Source organism: Oleiphilus sp. HI0067, assembly GCF_001635735.1.
Map to the genome: position 1 here is coordinate 15282 of NZ_LWFI01000334.1, position 16027 is coordinate 31308.

The 16027-nt window shown below is 45.6% G+C and carries 16 protein-coding genes; 15 read left to right on the forward strand and 1 reads right to left on the reverse strand.

What is annotated here, in order from left to right:
• Nucleotides 1–37 precede the first annotated feature (37 nt).
• The 4 genes from A3739_RS04030 to queF all read left to right on the forward strand — a co-directional run bounded on the left by A3739_RS04030 (nucleotide 38) and on the right by queF (nucleotide 4112).
• The gene (locus A3739_RS04030; protein WP_068476552.1) at nucleotides 38–1354 is read left to right on the forward strand and encodes a DUF3391 domain-containing protein; all 1317 of its coding nucleotides are present in this window, start codon (nucleotides 38–40) and stop codon (nucleotides 1352–1354) included.
• 151 nt (nucleotides 1355–1505) lie between these two features.
• Nucleotides 1506–2450, forward strand: coding sequence for an ABC transporter ATP-binding protein (locus tag A3739_RS04035; RefSeq protein ID WP_068476550.1), 945 nt, complete (start codon nucleotides 1506–1508; stop codon nucleotides 2448–2450).
• The gene (locus A3739_RS04040; protein WP_068473135.1) at nucleotides 2447–3220 is read left to right on the forward strand and encodes an ABC transporter permease; all 774 of its coding nucleotides are present in this window, start codon (nucleotides 2447–2449) and stop codon (nucleotides 3218–3220) included. Before A3739_RS04035 ends, A3739_RS04040 begins: the two co-directional genes overlap by 4 nt.
• A gap of 67 nt (nucleotides 3221–3287) precedes the next feature.
• Nucleotides 3288–4112 carry an NADPH-dependent 7-cyano-7-deazaguanine reductase QueF gene (gene queF, locus A3739_RS04045; protein ID WP_068476548.1) on the forward strand — a complete coding sequence of 275 codons (825 nt, stop codon included), beginning with the start codon at nucleotides 3288–3290 and terminating at the stop codon, nucleotides 4110–4112.
• A gap of 23 nt (nucleotides 4113–4135) precedes the next feature.
• On the opposite strand, the gene A3739_RS04050 is transcribed toward queF, so the two are convergent.
• Entirely contained in the window at nucleotides 4136–5518 is a 1383-nt protein-coding gene (locus tag A3739_RS04050; protein ID WP_068476546.1) for an adenylate/guanylate cyclase domain-containing protein, read from the reverse strand.
• A gap of 189 nt (nucleotides 5519–5707) precedes the next feature.
• Between A3739_RS04050 and A3739_RS04055 the strand changes: the two genes are divergently transcribed.
• From A3739_RS04055 to flgK, 11 genes are all read left to right on the forward strand, one after another.
• Entirely contained in the window at nucleotides 5708–6283 is a 576-nt protein-coding gene (locus tag A3739_RS04055) for a nitroreductase family protein (protein ID WP_068476545.1), read from the forward strand.
• Nucleotides 6284–6416: 133 nt separating this feature from the next.
• Nucleotides 6417–6818: a flagellar basal body rod protein FlgB gene (gene flgB, locus A3739_RS04060; protein ID WP_068476543.1), complete on the forward strand. Its 402-nt coding sequence runs from the start codon at nucleotides 6417–6419 to the stop codon at nucleotides 6816–6818.
• Nucleotides 6819–6820: 2 nt separating this feature from the next.
• A complete protein-coding gene (flgC, locus tag A3739_RS04065) occupies nucleotides 6821–7255 on the forward strand; it encodes a flagellar basal body rod protein FlgC (protein WP_068476541.1) in 435 nt (144 codons plus the stop codon).
• A 12-nt stretch (nucleotides 7256–7267) separates the two neighbouring features.
• Nucleotides 7268–7945 carry a flagellar hook assembly protein FlgD gene (locus tag A3739_RS04070; RefSeq protein WP_068476539.1) on the forward strand — a complete coding sequence of 226 codons (678 nt, stop codon included), beginning with the start codon at nucleotides 7268–7270 and terminating at the stop codon, nucleotides 7943–7945.
• Between the two features lie 20 nt (nucleotides 7946–7965).
• The gene (locus A3739_RS04075; RefSeq protein ID WP_068476537.1) at nucleotides 7966–9939 is read left to right on the forward strand and encodes a flagellar hook protein FlgE; all 1974 of its coding nucleotides are present in this window, start codon (nucleotides 7966–7968) and stop codon (nucleotides 9937–9939) included.
• Nucleotides 9940–10087: 148 nt separating this feature from the next.
• The gene (flgF, locus tag A3739_RS04080) at nucleotides 10088–10825 is read left to right on the forward strand and encodes a flagellar basal-body rod protein FlgF (RefSeq protein WP_068476536.1); all 738 of its coding nucleotides are present in this window, start codon (nucleotides 10088–10090) and stop codon (nucleotides 10823–10825) included.
• Between the two features lie 90 nt (nucleotides 10826–10915).
• The gene (gene flgG / locus A3739_RS04085) at nucleotides 10916–11701 is read left to right on the forward strand and encodes a flagellar basal-body rod protein FlgG (protein WP_068476533.1); all 786 of its coding nucleotides are present in this window, start codon (nucleotides 10916–10918) and stop codon (nucleotides 11699–11701) included.
• A gap of 22 nt (nucleotides 11702–11723) precedes the next feature.
• Nucleotides 11724–12422: a flagellar basal body L-ring protein FlgH gene (flgH, locus tag A3739_RS04090; protein ID WP_068476531.1), complete on the forward strand. Its 699-nt coding sequence runs from the start codon at nucleotides 11724–11726 to the stop codon at nucleotides 12420–12422.
• Nucleotides 12423–12437: 15 nt separating this feature from the next.
• Complete coding sequence (locus tag A3739_RS04095) at nucleotides 12438–13550, forward strand: flagellar basal body P-ring protein FlgI (protein WP_068476649.1); 1113 nt, start codon at nucleotides 12438–12440, stop codon at nucleotides 13548–13550.
• Nucleotides 13550–14572, forward strand: a complete 1023-nt coding sequence (gene flgJ, locus A3739_RS04100; protein WP_068476529.1) for a flagellar assembly peptidoglycan hydrolase FlgJ — start codon at nucleotides 13550–13552, stop codon at nucleotides 14570–14572. The genes A3739_RS04095 and flgJ overlap by 1 nt, the downstream gene beginning before the upstream one ends.
• Nucleotides 14573–14574: 2 nt before the next feature.
• Nucleotides 14575–16027 (forward strand): flagellar hook-associated protein FlgK (gene flgK / locus A3739_RS04105; RefSeq protein ID WP_068500411.1); only part of this gene is annotated, 1453 nt, incomplete at its 3' end.

Consider the following 16027-nt stretch of genomic DNA (forward strand, 5'->3'; position numbering starts at 1 on the left):
GAGAATTGTGCGTGTTAACGGGTAAAGAGAACGAGATATGAGTGTTGAACGTGTCAAAACAGCGGTATCGAATCTGCAAGAAGGGATGTTTGTTGCAGACCTAGATCGTCCGTGGCACGAAACGCCGTTTCCGCTTCAGGGTTTTTATATACGGGCCGAAGACGATAGAAAAGCGATTGCTCAATTTTGTAGCCACGTCTTTATCGATAGTAAAAAAACGCGCGTAAAAAATGCTCATGCAGAGCACGCTGCATTTAATCCTAGTAAGGCATCATCTTCCGGTGTAAAGAAAAGCGGGCAAGCTACGCTGGAACTTCCTGAAGTGGTTATCAAATCGCCAGAAAGTTATAAGTCTGAAGTAAGTATTCAGAAAGAAGCGGCGCGCGTAAAACGATTACATCAACAAGTAAATGATGCTGTTCGAAACATTTGTGAGAGTGTCGCGAATGGAGAGCAAGTAAGCGTCCAAGATACGCAAAAGCTTGCAGTGAGCATGGTCGTGAGTGTCGTTCGCAATCCAGACGCGCTTATCTGGTTGGCAAAAATGGACGATGAAGATCAACAAGGTTATCAGCATGTGGTTCGCGCATCGATTTGGGCGCTCGTTTTTGCAAGACACCTTGGGTTAACAAAGCCTTTGATGAAAAGTCTAGCGGTTGGCGTGCTCTTGTCACACATCGGAAAGATAAAGTTAGAGCAGTCTGTGAGAGATGCTGAACCAGAAGATAGCAAGCAGAACCCAAATTATCAGTCCTACGTTCAGCACAGTTTAGATATTCTGAAAGAATGTGATGGCTTGCCTGACAGTGTGTTGAGCATTGTTGAGTTTCATGCCGAGAGACACAACGGTTCAGGGTTCCCGAAAGGTGTCACTGGTCAAACAATTCCTTTATTAGCAAAAATTGCGGGCTTAGTGGACGAATATCAAACGATGATTACGCCTAGGGGTGAAAGTAAAGGTTTGTCGCCTCGAGAGGCTGTCGCGGAACTCTATGAGCAAAGAAACGTCCTGTTTCAAAAAGATCTTGTTGAACGCTTCATCGAAGCGATTGGCGTATTTCCGACTGGAACCTTGGTTGAACTGAGCACTCAAGAAGTTGGAATTGTTACAGGTCACAATAGCGAACGACGTTTGCTTCCACAGATTATTGTTGTGACGGATAAAGACAAAAAATTGCTGAAAAGCGGCCGTAAGTTGGATTTAAAAGCATGGAATGAAAGTCATTCCGAAGCAGAGGCGCTATATATTAAAGATAGTTTGCCTAAGGGAGCATTTGGCATTGATGAGAATGCCTTCCTTCTGTCTGGCGCAACTTCTAAATGGAGTCTGAAGCATATAATGTCGGGCATGTAAGCTTGGCTTTTTACTACTAAATATCTCTAACTGACATTTCCTACGCGCTCTCCTCATCTGCGCTTATCAAAGTCTTTTTTGACGATCGCTTGAAATTTGATAAGTGCGCCCTCATACAAACTGCCTCAAACCTACTAAAGTGAATATCTCGATGACCAATGCGTTAGAGGTCGTGAGCTTGAACAAGACTTACGACAATGGGCACGTTGCCTTAAAAGATGTCTCCTTGAATGTGAAGAAGGGGGACTTCTTTGCTTTGTTAGGACCAAATGGAGCGGGTAAATCAACGACGCTTGGTATTGTCTCCTCACTCGTAAATAAAACGTCCGGCACGGTAAAAATCTTTGATTATGACTTAGATCGCGAGCTCGAGAAGGCAAAGACTTGTTTGGGCGTCGTACCGCAAGAGGTCAATTTCAACCAGTTTGAGAAAGTTGAGCATATTCTTGTGACGCAAGCGGGCTATTACGGTATTCCTGCATCAGAGGCGAAGCAAACCGCAGAAGTATATTTAAAAGCACTTGGTCTTTGGGAAAAACGCAACGAGCCGGCTCGAATGCTTTCCGGTGGCATGAAGCGCCGTGTAATGATCGCACGAGCACTTATTCATAAGCCAAAATTGCTGATTCTAGATGAGCCTACTGCTGGCGTTGACATTGAGCTGCGTCGATCCATGTGGAAGTTCCTTCAAGAAATTAACGATGCGGGTACTACCATCATTTTGACTACACACTACCTCGAAGAAGCTGAGGAGTTGTGTCGCAATATTGCCATCATTGATAAGGGTGAAATTCTCGAGAATAGTCCAAAGCACGAATTGCTGAGTAAGTTAACCAAGCAAACCTATGTCTTCGAAACGACGCCGCCATTAAGTAAGGCGCCAGAGTTAGATGGATATGATACCGCGCTAACGTACGACGGTGCTATCGAGCTGACTGTCGAGCAGGGAAGAGACTTAGGGACGTTTTTTGATGCCGTCAAAGATGAAGACTGGAAGGTATTGGGTATTCGCAATAAAAGTAACCGTTTGGAAGAGTTGTTTTTATCTTTGGTTAGCTCTAGCCAAGACTTAAATTCGAAGGAGCAAACCAAATGAACGCACATCAAATCTGGATTGCTTTTACGACCATCGTAGTAAAAGAGATTCGTCGATTTACACGAATCTGGGCGCAAACGATGCTTCCACCTGCGATTACCATGGCTTTGTATTTTGTCATTTTTGGCAATCTTATCGGGCCTCGTATCGGAGAAATGGGCGGCTATGACTATATGAGTTTTATTGTCCCAGGCTTGATTATGATGTCGGTGATTACTAACTCTTATGCAAACGTGGTGTCGTCTTTCTTTAGTTTGAAGTTCCAGCGCAGTATTGAGGAAATACTCGTTTCACCTGTTCCAAACTGGGTTGTGCTGAGCGGTTACGTTGCCGGAGGTGTTGCGCGTGGTGTTGGGGTAGGGATTATCGTTACCTTACTCTCTTTATTCTTTACCGATTTAGTTGTTCACAACGTACTGGTGACGGCCAGTATGGTGATAATGACTGCGATTGTATTTTCGCTTGGCGGATTTATTAATGCAGTATTCGCGACGAAATTTGATGACATCTCTATCGTCCCTACTTTTGTATTAACGCCGCTCACCTACCTCGGTGGTGTGTTCTATAGTATTTCGCTTCTGCCAGAGTTTTGGCAGAACGTATCTCAAGCGAACCCGATTTTATATATGGTGAATGCTTTTCGTTACGGAATATTGGGTGTGAGTGATATCGATATTCGATTCGCGTTTGGGATGGTTATTGTTTTTATTGTTCTATTATTTTCGACGGCTTTGTTTTTACTTTCTAAAGGCAAGGGCATTCGCAGCTAGACTGCGATTCTTCGTGGTAACTGCTTTATAGCAATACGAGCGCGACGGAAAATTATTTGAGGTATGTATGGCGATTGTTGAGAACAGCCAGTTAGGTAAAGAAACGAATTATTTAGATCGATACGCACCCGAGGTGCTATTCCCAATTGCACGGAGTGAAACTCGCGCGAGTTTAGGGATCGAAGACACGGATTTACCATTTGCTGGTGAAGATGTTTGGACGAGTTTTGAGGTGTCTTGGCTAAACACTAATGGTAAGCCAGAAGTCGCCATTGGGGTTTTTAGTATTCCTTGTCAGTCGAAGAATATCATCGAGTCTAAGTCGTTTAAGTTGTATCTCAATTCATTTAATCAAGAGAAGATAAAAAGTAAAGACGCATTGATTGAAACTCTAGAGCAGGACTTGAGTACAGCAGCAGGTGCTGCAGTAACGGTTCAGTTACACGACCTTGTTGATATTCAAGCGGTAAACCTACCAGCTGGTGAAAGCGTTGATCATCTGGATGCCAAAGATTTTGTGTACGAGCCAAACGCAGATCTGCTTCAAGCTGATAGCGATGAGCTTGTTGAAGAAACCTTATATTCAGATTTGTTACGATCGAATTGTCCGGTAACGGGTCAACCAGATTGGGGGACTGTGGTTGTTTCCTACAAAGGGCCTAAGATTGATCGTGAAAGTTTGCTACGCTACGTGGTATCTTTCCGCAATTGTCAGGACTTTCACGAACATTGCTGTGAGCAAATATTTACTGATATTTTGGCGAAGTGTGGATGTACATCTTTGAGTGTAATGGCTCGTTATACGCGCCGCGGGGGCTTAGATATCAACCCTTATCGAGCAACCGAAGACCGTGTTTCTGTCTGTCCTCAAACGCGATATGTTAGGCAGTAGTTCTTAAAAGAGAACTATTTGATTTAATCGCGGTCCTTGAGTTTTTCCGCGGCGCGCTCAAGGGCCCGAACAACTAAGTCTTTCTCTTCAGTTGTGACTTTTTCGGTGTCTAAGTACAGCGCAAAGCCGCCTGTTTCATGTTCGATAAAACTCTGGCCAGCGCCAATATCTCTGCGGAAATCGACGATCTGATAAATTGGCACAGGGCGAGAGAATCCTTTTACAGTGATCTCGCCTTTATCTCTACACATTACCTTATCTTTGACTAACGAGAAGGTCTCGTAAGAGATCAGTATTTCTCCAGGCTCCGCTAAGCTCTCAAGACGAGACGCAAGATTTACCTCTTTTCCGATGATCGTATAATCCATGCGATTCTCGGCGCCGAAGTTACCTACCGTGCTGTATCCAGTACTGATGCCGATACGAATTTGTAGAGGTGTTTTGATCCCTTGGCTTTGCCATTTTTGGCGGAGAATCTTCATGTGCTTACGCATCTCGATCGCCATGGCTACACAGGCAAGCGTATCTTCTTTTGGTCCGCGGCTTGTCGGGTCGCCAAAGAAGATCATGATCGAATCGCCGACAAACTTATCAATAGTGCCGCCATACTTTAATGCGATTTGAGACATCTCATTAAAGTAGTTATTCAGAAGCTCAGTGAGGCTCTCTGGCTCCATTTCCTCAGCAAGTTCGGTAAAGCCCTTAATGTCTGAGAAGAAGATCGTTAATTTCTTACGTTGTGTTTCAAGACGAACGTCACGTTCACCGGTAAAGATAGATTGCCATACTTGTGGTGAAAGATACTTCGCAAGCTTATGCGATAGTGAGATCGACTGTTCTCGTTGATGCTGAATCTGTGACTTCGCTTTTACCAAGGCCTTCGCTTGTTGGTGTGTGTAATATGCGGTAACAGCAACATAGACACCTGCCCCAATACCAGCCACAAGAGTCACCAATACCGGCTCATTTATATTGAAGTTAAATCCGAAAATTAAGCCGCTTAATCCTAATGATATAGATGCCGTGATGCAGCCGAGTACTAATAGCTTCATACCTCCTACAACAATGAAGCTAAACGCACCCATAATGATCGAGAATAAAGAAGCAGTGAGGCTGAATTCGATGAGAACAATCGTACACCCAACAATAACACCGTCTATAAGTAAGGTTACTTCACGAGCGGTTGGATTATCAGCAAGTTTGAAATGACGTACGAAGAAATATAAAAGGTGGGGCCAAAGCATGGCGAAAGGCACAAACCAAATTAGGTTCTTATCAAAATGACCTAATAAAATGCCCGTAATAAAGGTGAGAGTAGACGTTAGGTAAGCAAGTACGCGCCCATTATAGGCCGGCATGACTGACGGCGGCGCATCATAATTAATTATACTTGGTTCACTTGCCATAGTTTACTGCCCAAACGAATAAAAGAGGTGTTCGTAAAACTGGGTATTTCCTTTCTTCGCAATCTATTTAGGCAAGCGCGCTTATTCTGTATTATTGCTGCTTGAGTCTTGCCTAGCCTTAATTTTGGTGGCTTAGGTTAGCACCTCCTTTTTTTATTAACAAATGTTCTCTGTGTAAAGCGATTCATCATGAGCTATGAAAACAGCATCCTAAACTTCTTGCATCAGCGCGTGTCTTTTCCACGATTAGTTTCACCTGCACCTGAAGGTGAACAATTAAAAGGTATTTTGAAAAGTGCACTACGTGCGCCTGACCACAAGGTACTTCGCCCAGGGCGATATTTGATTGTGGAAAGTGATGCGCGAACCAAGCTAGGTGAGCTATTTGCGCAGGCTGCAGTTGCGGCCAATCCAGATTGTGGTGAAGCGAAGATCGAAAAGTGTAAAAAAATGCCGTTTCGCGCACCGATGATTTTAGTGGCCGTTTCGAAGAATATCGATCATCCCAAAGTGCCTTATTTTGAACAGGAGCAATGTGTTGCTGCCGGGTTGTCCTACATCCTTTTGGCTTTACAAGCAGAAGGGTTTGGAGGGATGTGGCGAACGGGCGATATGGCAGTCGACTCTGTTGTGAAGCGTGGTTTAGGAATTTCTGAGCACGAAAGTCTCGTCGGCTTTTTATATATAGGAACGCCTGAAGGAGACGCAAAGCGTATTGTAGACCCCGTTTTAGAGGATAGTTTTTCTTTTTGGACTGGCCAATAACGCTCGCGTCGCATGACGGATAAGCCTTGCCGCGGGCAATAAAAGCGGCAATTTATAAGTTATTGAAAAATAAGAAAAAATAATTGGCACTTCTCTTGCTTTTTAACCTCTTAGATTAACTAGGATGAGTTAAATGGCGATTTCATTTCAAAATGCATTAGGTGTTCACCCGCAAGCTGTAGAGCTTCGAGTGCAGCGTGCTGAGTTGATGGCAAACAACTTAGCAAATGCAGATACGCCCGGATTCAAAGCGCGCGACATTGACTTCAAAGCGGCGATGGCTGAACAGCAAAGCATGCTTGATGGGCAGTTAGCGATGAGCGCTACGCAAGGCGGTCACATTGCTCCGAACCAAGGTCAATCCGGAGCGGAAGTTCTTTACCGAACGCCAACTCAGCCATCCGTAGACGGGAACACAGTAGATACGCAGCAAGAGCTTGCTGAATTTACCAAGAATGTTCTCGACTATCAGGCGAGCTTTCAGTTCTTGAATGGAAAGTTTAAATCCCTAAGCAAAGCAATAAAGGGTGAATAAGCATGTCTTTAAATTCCATTTTTAATATTGCCGGTTCTGGCATGTCGGCACAGTCGGTACGTTTAAATACAACCGCTAGTAACATCGCGAATGCAGATAGTGCAGCGAGCAGTACTGGCGAAGTGTATCGAGCGCGAAAGCCTGTATTTGCAGCGATTCAAGAAAGCGCTATGACAGGTGCAATGCCGAGTATGACAGATGCGGGTTCTCAAGGTGTTCAGATTAAAGGTATTGTCGAGAGTGATGCAGCGTTGGATATGCGTTATCAGCCGGATCACCCTTTGGCGGATGAGCAGGGCTACGTCATATATCCCAATGTGAATGTTGTAGAGGAAATGGCTGACATGATGTCCGCCTCGCGCAGTTTTCAAACAAATGTCGATGTCATGGAGGCAGCCAAAACCATGATGCAACGAATTTTAACTTTAGGCCAATAGGCGAGATAGACGATGACAAGTATTAATACCTCCGGTGTTGCTGATCCTCTAGCGCAGTATCGCTTAGAAAATAACGGCGAAGCGGCAAAGAAAGGTGACTTGGGTAAAAACGAGTTTTTGGATCTGATGATCGCTCAGCTCGAGAATCAAAACCCTCTTGAGCCTCAAGATAACGGTGCCTTTATCTCGCAGCTAGCTGAATTTAGTGCGCTAGAAGAAATGCAACAAATTAACAACACGGTGAATAACTTCACCAATAAGTTCCAGTCTACACAAGCATTGCAAGCGTCTGCCATGGTTGGGCGCTCTGTGTTGGTGCCAGGCGCTGAGGCTCCACTTTCGGCAAGTGGAACGATTAGCGGCATTGCAGACATTCCGTCTGGAACTAGCAATCTTTCTATCTCTATTTTGAATGGTTCAGGTGAGCTCGTGCGGCGTGTTGACCTTGGGCAACAATTTGCCGGTTCAGTGCCGTTTGAATGGGATGGTTTGAATGAGCAGGGTGATCAGATGCCTGCAGACAAATACACAATAAAAGCAGAAATAAAAACAAGCGCGGGCGCTGAGCAGGTCGATACCTTGTTTGCTTCGCAAGTGAATAGTGTATCAATCGCTCAAAGCGGCGAAGTGACACTTAACTTGGCTGGCTTAGGTGGCGTTCCGTTAGAGAACGTGCGCGAAATTAATTAATTAATCAGTAGAGGTTCAATATGACATTCAATGTAGCACTCAGTGGATTAAAAGTATCCGCAACAGACCTCGAGGTCACTGGTAATAATATTGCGAATGCAAGTACGGTTGGTTTCAAGCGTTCACGTGCTGAATTTGGTGATGCCTATTCAAATAGCTTTTTTGGCGGTGGGGTAACCGACGTTGGTGATGGTGTGCAGGTGCAGGCTATTCGTCAGATCCACAGCCAAGGTAATGTTGAGTTCACTGATAACGGCCTTGATATGGCGATTACCGGTAACGGTTACTTCATCGTCAATGATAACGATGAAGTGAAATATACGCGTGCAGGGCAATTTGGTGTGAACCGAGAAGGCTTCCTTGTTAATAATACTGGAATGCAAGTTCAAGGTTTTCAGGCTGATGACGAAGGCAATGTGTCTGGTGTGCTTGGTGATCTGGAAGTAGAAACAAATGACTTGGCGCCACGTCAAACAACCTCTGTTAATACTTTGTTGAACCTCGATTCTTCTGAATCAGTTTTAGCGGTTTCAGGTACAACTGTAGTTGCTGATGGTACGGAAGTTGGTATTGCGCAAGCTGGTGCCAACAACAACTACTCAGCTCAGACCGTTACAATCACCTATGATGACGGTAACCCTGCTACGCCGACTACAACAGAGAACGTAACCACTGTCGCTAACGAAAGTGCGCGAGCTGTCGCTGATCGTTTCAGTGCGGTTGATGGTGTAAATGCAACGGCAAGAACAACTGTGACGGTACCAGTGGCGAGCTGGGCTAACACTTCTGATTCAATGACGATTACTGTCAATGGAGTGACGTTTCAGCCATCTTCAGCTGCAACCCAAACCAATGCCGAGCAATTGGCGGACATTGGTCAGCAAATTAACTCGTCTGCATTAGTCGGTACTACTGCTGTTATCAATGGCGCAGGTGACCTAGAAATTATTCAAGATCAGGGTGAAGATTTGCGCTTCGGTGTTGCGGGTGCAGCAGGTGACGCATACAACATTGAAGGCTCTTCTCCTGGTGCACTTGCTTTAGCAGTTGGCGGTACTGTCGCGGCAACGGTTGGTGGTGTTGTCGACTTTACCTTGGATGACAACTTCTCCTTTAGTTCTGGTACCGGCACACTCGTTGGTTCAACCGTTGGTCAGCCATTTGTCAATAATGGCTTTGATCCAACAGATGCAGGTACTTATAACCATGCAACGTCAACAGAAATCTTCGATAGTCTTGGTAACTCGCATATCTTGAACTTGTATTTTGTGAAGCAGCCTCAGCCATCTAACGTGGCACAAGAGCAGAGCACTTGGCAGATGCATGTTCAAATTGATGGCTTCGATGTGGGTGACCCTTTAATTGGCGATCAGGCGTCTCGCGCAACATTCAACGTTGTCTTCAATGGCGATGGTTCGCTTAATCAGACTTTGACCGATGATGTGTTGATTTCTAACTGGGTGCCTCGTGATGAAAATGGTGATCCAAATGGCGCAGCATTACCGATCAATTTGGTAGACGGCGGAACCTTGCCGGTAGAATTCCCTCCAACCAGTTCAAACTTTGAAATCGATATCGCTACACTGACGCAATTCGGCAGCCCGTTTGCTGTGAATGACTTAGGGCAAAATGGGTATACAACCGGTCGACTGGTTGGTCTAGATGTAGACAGTTCAGGTGTTATTTTGTCGCGTTTCTCAAATGGTGAGACTCAGGTTCTTGGTCAAGTAGCTTTGGCAAACTTCCGAGACAAAGAGGGTTTGGCGCCGGTTGGTGACAGTGTTTGGGTAGAAACATTTGCTTCTGGTGATGCTGTTGTTGGTGCGCCGGGGACTGCATCATTAGGCTTATTAACTTCTTCTGCGACAGAGTCATCGAATGTTGATTTGTCGCAAGAGCTGGTGAACTTGATCGTTGCTCAGCGTAATTATCAGGCTAACTCAAAGACTATCGAGACCGCTGATACGATTCAGCAGACTATTCTGAATATCTAATTTTCTTTTTTGATATTCGCCGCCTTCTGGTTGAAGGCGATAAAAAAGGGAAGCACTTCTGTGTTTTCCTTTTTTGCGTTTAGTCCTTGGCAGATAAATTGCTTTATACCTCTTAATAGTAAATATCTGACGAAAAAAGGACACTCAAGTGGATAAAGCTTTATATATTGCGATGAGTGGCGCAAAGCAAAATATGTATGCGCAACGCGCACATTCCAACAATTTGGCGAATGTGAATACCACGGGGTTTAAAGAAGATTTTGCGCAGGCGCGCGCGATGTCTGTGTATGGTGAGCATTTTCCAAGTCGTGCATATTCAATGACAGAGCGTCCAGCGACGCGCTTTGAGCAAGGTCCGCTGCAGGAAACAGGCAATGCGCTAGATATCGCTTTAAAGGGTGAGGGCTGGATTGCTGTTCAGTCTCCTGATGGCGAGCAAGCCTTTACGCGCGCGGGTGATTTGCAGATTGATGTAAACGGTTTCTTGCGCACAGGTTCGGGTCTAGAAGTTCTGGGTGAGGGTGGGCCAATTGTTGTTCCTCCATCGGCTGGAGTTGAGATTGGAGTGGATGGAGCTATCTCCGTTATCCCGCTAGGTGGTGAGGCTGCAGTTGTACAGATTGATCGTATTCGCTTGGTGAATCCAGATCCTGCCAATATGGAAAAACGTGGTGACGGTTTAATGTACGTCAAAGATGGTATTGAGCCTCCTTTAGATGAAACCATTCACGTTGAATCTGGTTTTCTTGAAGGTTCGAATGTGAATGCCGTATCTGCGTTAACCGAAATTCTTACGCTTTCGCGTCAATACGAGCTGCAAGTCAAATTAATGAGTCAAGCTGATCAAAATAGTGAAGCTTCGGCACGCTTGTTGCAATTTTCCTAAATAAGTCAATTTAACGTTGTGGGCGGCATGATTTTGCTGCCCGATTTCAGGTCAACCCCTCGCTTGGGTTGTTCTAGATAGGAGAGAGTCATGCATCCCGCTTTATATGTCAGTCAAACGGGCCTGAGTGCACAAGATACCAAGTTATCGACCATTTCGAATAACTTGGCCAATGTCGGCACCGTTGGTTACAAACGTGATGACGCAGTTTTTCAAGATCTTCTATATCAAATTAAGAGAGATCCAGGTGCGCTTAGCTCACAGGATTCTCAGCTCCCATCAGGCCTGCAGCTTGGTACGGGTGTTCGTGTTGTTGGAACGGTTAAAGAATTTAGTCAAGGCTCAATGCAGGTAACGGAGCGTCCTCTAGATATGGCGATCTCTGGTCGAGGCATGTTTCAGATTGCCTTACCTGACGGGTCTACCGCATACACGCGCGATGGTAGATTTCAGATTAATTCAGATGGGCAAGTTGTGACCGCTAACGGCCACGCCTTAGAGCCAGCCATTACTATTCCAGAAGGAATGAACGAAATTACGATTGGCGAAGATGGCGTGATTACAGGCACTGTTGCGGGTGACCCAGCTTTGCAGAACCTTGGGCAAATTGATCTTGCAGATTTTATTAACCCGCAAGGTTTAAAAGCCATTGGTAATAACTTGTTCCGCGAAACCGAAGCTAGTGGCAATCCAATTGTTGGCACGCCTGGCTTAGATGGAATTGGCACGGTGAGCCAAGGCATGTTGGAAACCTCAAACGTAGATGTTGTGACTGAGTTGGTGAACATGATTACCACGCAGCGCGCCTACGAAATGAACTCAAAAGTCGTTTCGACTGCAGATCAAATGCTGCAGTTTATCTCGCAGAACGTGTAATGCTGTTGTTGAGTTTTTGTCTATGTTGAACGTAATCAAAGCTGCATTGAAACTTGCTAATACGCTTGCCATTTTGGCGAGCGTTGGTTGTGCTGCGATTACGCGAGAGCACCCTGTTCCGGATGATCCCAGATATGCGCCGATCCCTGCGCAAAGCTTGCGCATGGGTGAACCTGTGACCGGTAGTATTTTTCAATCTCATCGCCAGTTTAGTGTCTATGGCGATCAAGTTGCGATCAATGTCGGTGACATCTTGACCGTGAACCTGCAAGAGTCCACGCGAGCGAGTAAAAGCGCAGACACGACTTATGACAAAAGCGATGAAGTCGACTTTAACGAAGCGAATATTCTCGGCAATACCATCAGCTTTAAGGGTATGAGCTTAGCAACCGATCCATCGTTTGAACGCGAATTTGAGGGCTCAGCTGAATCTGGGCAAAGCAATAGTCTTGCGGGTGCTATTTCAGTCACTGTTGCTGAGGTGTTTCCTAACGGATTACTTCGCGTGCAAGGTGAGAAATGGTTGAGTTTGAATCAAGGGGATGAGTACATCCGTTTAACTGGTCTGATTCGACCTCAAGATATCGGTATTGATAACACGGTTCCGTCTTCAAAAATTGCGAATGCCCGAATCGCATATGGTGGCACGGGTGAGTTTGATCAAGTGAATCGACAAGGTTGGTTGACGCGATTCTTTAACAGCGAATGGTGGCCTCTGTAGTAGGGAGCGTTAATGATGCTGAGACAATTATCTTTTCTAATAAATTTATTATGTATCGTGCTAGTAAGTGTGTGGTTACTATCGCCTGCGCACGCAGATAGATTGAAAGATATGGCAAGTATTGAAGGTGTCCGAAGCAACCAATTGATCGGTTATGGTCTCGTTGTTGGTTTAGATGGCACGGGTGATAAAACCCCATTTACGAGCCAAACATTCCGTAATTTGATGAATCAATTTGGTATCACGATTCCACCTGGTGTTGATCCAAAAGCGAAGAATATTGCAGCGGTTGCTGTGCATGCGGATTTGCCCGCGTTCGCCAAACCTGGCCAACGCATTGATGTCACGGTATCAAGCCTCGGTGATTCGAAGAGCCTACGTGGCGGGTCTTTGCTAATGACACCGCTTAAAGGTGCCGATGGTCGAATTTATGCCATGTCGCAGGGCAGTTTGGTCGTTGGTGGTTTTGGTGCAGATGGTAGCGATGGTTCATCGATTACGGTGAATGTTCCAAGTGTGGGGCGTATACCAAATGGTGCGACGGTAGAGCGCGGTATTGCGAGTCCGTTTAGCCAAGGCGATACGATCACATTTAATTTGCATCAGCCTGACTTTACAACGGCCATGAACGTCTCGCAGCAAATCAACGATATGCTTGGTCCGGACACAGCCTATGCGCAAGACGGCACATCAATTCGTGTGCGTGCTCCGAGGGACTCAGCGCAGCGCGTGTCGTATCTCGCAATGCTAGAAAATCTGAATGTTGAGCCAGGTGAGGCTGCCGCAAAAGTCATTATTAATTCGCGAACTGGAACCATCGTTGTTGGGCAAAATGTAAAAGTACTTCCTGCCGCTGTAACCCATGGCAGTTTGACGGTGACGATCAACGAGCAAGCTGAAGTCAGCCAACCTAATCCATTTTCGGACGGCCAAACAGTCGTTGTGCCGCGTTCAGATGTCAGTGCTGAACAAGAAAAAGGCCGCATGTTTGAGTTTGGTCCTGCGACCACGCTTAGTGAGATTGTACAAGCTGTTAACCGTGTAGGAGCAGCACCTGGCGATATCATGGCGGTGCTAGAAGCGCTCAAACAAGCTGGCGCACTGAAAGCGGATTTGGTGGTGATCTAATGATCCAAACGCCAGACGTCTCCAACTACAACGATTTATCTGCGCTGCAGGGGCTAAAGTCTGCCTCAACTAAAGATACACGAGAGGGTATCAAAGCAGTTGCCGAGCAGTTTGAGTCCTTGTTTATTTCAATGATGCTCAAATCAATGCGAGAGGCGAATAAGGGCTTTTCAGAAGGCAATATTCTTTCTAGTAATGAGAGCGAATTCTATCAAGAAATGTTCGACTCCCAGATTTCTGTGTCATTGGCGGGGAAAAACGGCGGCGGTATTGGCCTCGCTGAAGTTATCGAGCGCCAGATATTAGAAAGTAAGGGCTTAGTACCGAGCGACCTCAGTATCGCGAACAAGAAGATGTCCTTGAGCGATTATGAGCGTAAAGGCTTCCCTCGATTAGAGCCTGCGAAGCTCGTTGAAGCAATGCAACAAGTTGATCAATTGAGTGCTAAGCAAGCGAATGATGCGAGCAATGAAGAGAATGCTTCATTGTTAACGTCAGGAACTAGCGAGCTTAAAAAGACTGTATTTAATAGTCCAAATGATTTTATTGCATCGCTTGCTCCGATTGCTCAAAAAATCGAAGCCCAAACTGGCATCTCAGCCAAACTCATGTTGGCTCAGTCAGCGCTTGAAACTGGTTGGGGAAACAAACCAATATTGCGTGAAGATGGAGCTCCAAGTTTCAACCTATTTGGCATTAAGGCCAATAATGGTTGGCAAGGTGACAGTACCAATATTCTTACCACTGAGTTTCATCAGGGAGTCGCCTTAAAGCAGCGTGATAGCTTTAGAACCTATCAATCTTATGAAGAAAGCTTTGCTGATTATGCCAAGTTCTTAGAAGGCAATCCGCGTTATGAAGAAGCGCTTTCTATGAAAGAACAGCCGATCGCCTTTGCGCAAGCATTGCAGCAATCTGGTTATGCGACTGATCCAGAGTACGCGAACAAAATTGGAAATATTGTTCAGAATCGTTTGTCAGACATGGATGCCATCTTTCAATCAGTAAAGGGTGGTAACTAGACGTGGCTGATTTAATTAACATAGGTATTAGTGGCTTAAAAACGCATCAGGTTGGCCTGTCTGTCACAGGTAATAACGTTGCGAACATTAATACGCCTGGATATAGCCGCCAAGAAGCGATCTTTGTTGATAAACCAGGGGAGCTAACGGCTGCAGGTTATGTTGGGCAGGGCGCAAGTGTTGATGCGATTCGTCGTATTACATCGGACTTTGTTTTGGCGCAGCAGCGTTTTGATACCAGTATTTATAACGAACGTGAGGCGATTCTTGATCAAGCTTCTGTTATCGATAATCTTTTAGCGAGCGAGGCAACAGGCTTAACGCCATCGCTGAGCCGTTTCTTTGAATCTTTGCAAGGCGCGGCTGAAGACCCAACTTCTGTACCTCAGCGTCAATTATTGCTCACGCAAGCTGAAGGCTTAGTGTCGCGCTTTCAAACATTGGCGGCGCGCCTTGAAGGCGTAGTTGCGAATATCAATCAGAATCTTGAAGCGGATGTTTCGTCGATCAATGCGCTGGCGCAGGGGCTTGCTGAAACGAATGCAGCTATCGCACTCGCTAGTAGTTCTACAGGTGAAGGTCAAAAGCCGAATCAATTGCTTGATGAACGCGACGAGCTATTGCGTGAACTATCTGAATACGTTCAACTTTCTGTTGTTGAAAACCCGAACAACGGAACAGTAAATGTGTATCTCGGAAAAGGCGACCCGCTCGTATTAGGCAATTCTGCGTCTCAGCTACAGACCATTCGTAATCCTGCTGATGGACGCTTATTAGATCTCGCCATCGTCAAAGATGGGCTACAGCAAAACATCACCGATAATGTTACTGGTGGCTCCGTCGGTGGCTTATTAGCGTTTCGCGATGGAGAGCTGACCACATCCATTAATGCCATTGGTCGTATTGCCATGACATTAGCGGATTCGATGAACGATCAGCATGCCGTGGGCATGGATCTAGAGAACAATTTAGGCGGTTTGTTTTTCGCCGATATTAATGACCCAGCCGTTGCAGCGGAGCGTGTTCTTGCAAACTCATTAAACACACCACCTTACGATCAATCGGTATCGATTTTTATTCAAGATACATCCCAGCTCACCACGGATAATTATGAGTTGAGATTTGAAGGGCCGACCGATGCCGACTTTATTGTGGTGAATCAATCCACAGACGAAACCGTTTATAAATCGACCCTGTCGAATGTTTTCCCTAGTCGCGTTTCGATCGATGGTTTTCAGTTATCGTTTAATGGTGGCACCTTCAAAGAAGGGGATCGCTTTACGCTTTATCCCACGCAAGCTGGCGCTATCAATTTTGAGCAAGTGATTGATCGAGTCGATGAGATCGCTTTAGCATCGCCCATTCGTTCGCGCAGTAGCTTAGGTAATATTGGTAACGCTCAAATTACGCTAGGTGAAATGCTCGATGTTAATAACCCTCTGACCAATCAACCTT

Coding starts and splice junctions, on each gene's coding strand:
- A3739_RS04030 (WP_068476552.1), top strand. CDS start 38: ATGAGTGTTGAACGTGTCAAAACAGCGGTATCGAATCTGCAAGAAGGG.
- A3739_RS04035 (WP_068476550.1), top strand. CDS start 1,506: ATGACCAATGCGTTAGAGGTCGTGAGCTTGAACAAGACTTACGACAAT.
- A3739_RS04040 (WP_068473135.1), top strand. CDS start 2,447: ATGAACGCACATCAAATCTGGATTGCTTTTACGACCATCGTAGTAAAA.
- queF (WP_068476548.1), top strand. CDS start 3,288: ATGGCGATTGTTGAGAACAGCCAGTTAGGTAAAGAAACGAATTATTTA.
- A3739_RS04050 (WP_068476546.1), bottom strand. CDS start 5,518: ATGGCAAGTGAACCAAGTATAATTAATTATGATGCGCCGCCGTCAGTC.
- A3739_RS04055 (WP_068476545.1), top strand. CDS start 5,708: ATGAGCTATGAAAACAGCATCCTAAACTTCTTGCATCAGCGCGTGTCT.
- flgB (WP_068476543.1), top strand. CDS start 6,417: ATGGCGATTTCATTTCAAAATGCATTAGGTGTTCACCCGCAAGCTGTA.
- flgC (WP_068476541.1), top strand. CDS start 6,821: ATGTCTTTAAATTCCATTTTTAATATTGCCGGTTCTGGCATGTCGGCA.
- A3739_RS04070 (WP_068476539.1), top strand. CDS start 7,268: ATGACAAGTATTAATACCTCCGGTGTTGCTGATCCTCTAGCGCAGTAT.
- A3739_RS04075 (WP_068476537.1), top strand. CDS start 7,966: ATGACATTCAATGTAGCACTCAGTGGATTAAAAGTATCCGCAACAGAC.
- flgG (WP_068476533.1), top strand. CDS start 10,916: ATGCATCCCGCTTTATATGTCAGTCAAACGGGCCTGAGTGCACAAGAT.
- flgH (WP_068476531.1), top strand. CDS start 11,724: ATGTTGAACGTAATCAAAGCTGCATTGAAACTTGCTAATACGCTTGCC.
- A3739_RS04095 (WP_068476649.1), top strand. CDS start 12,438: ATGCTGAGACAATTATCTTTTCTAATAAATTTATTATGTATCGTGCTA.
- flgJ (WP_068476529.1), top strand. CDS start 13,550: ATGATCCAAACGCCAGACGTCTCCAACTACAACGATTTATCTGCGCTG.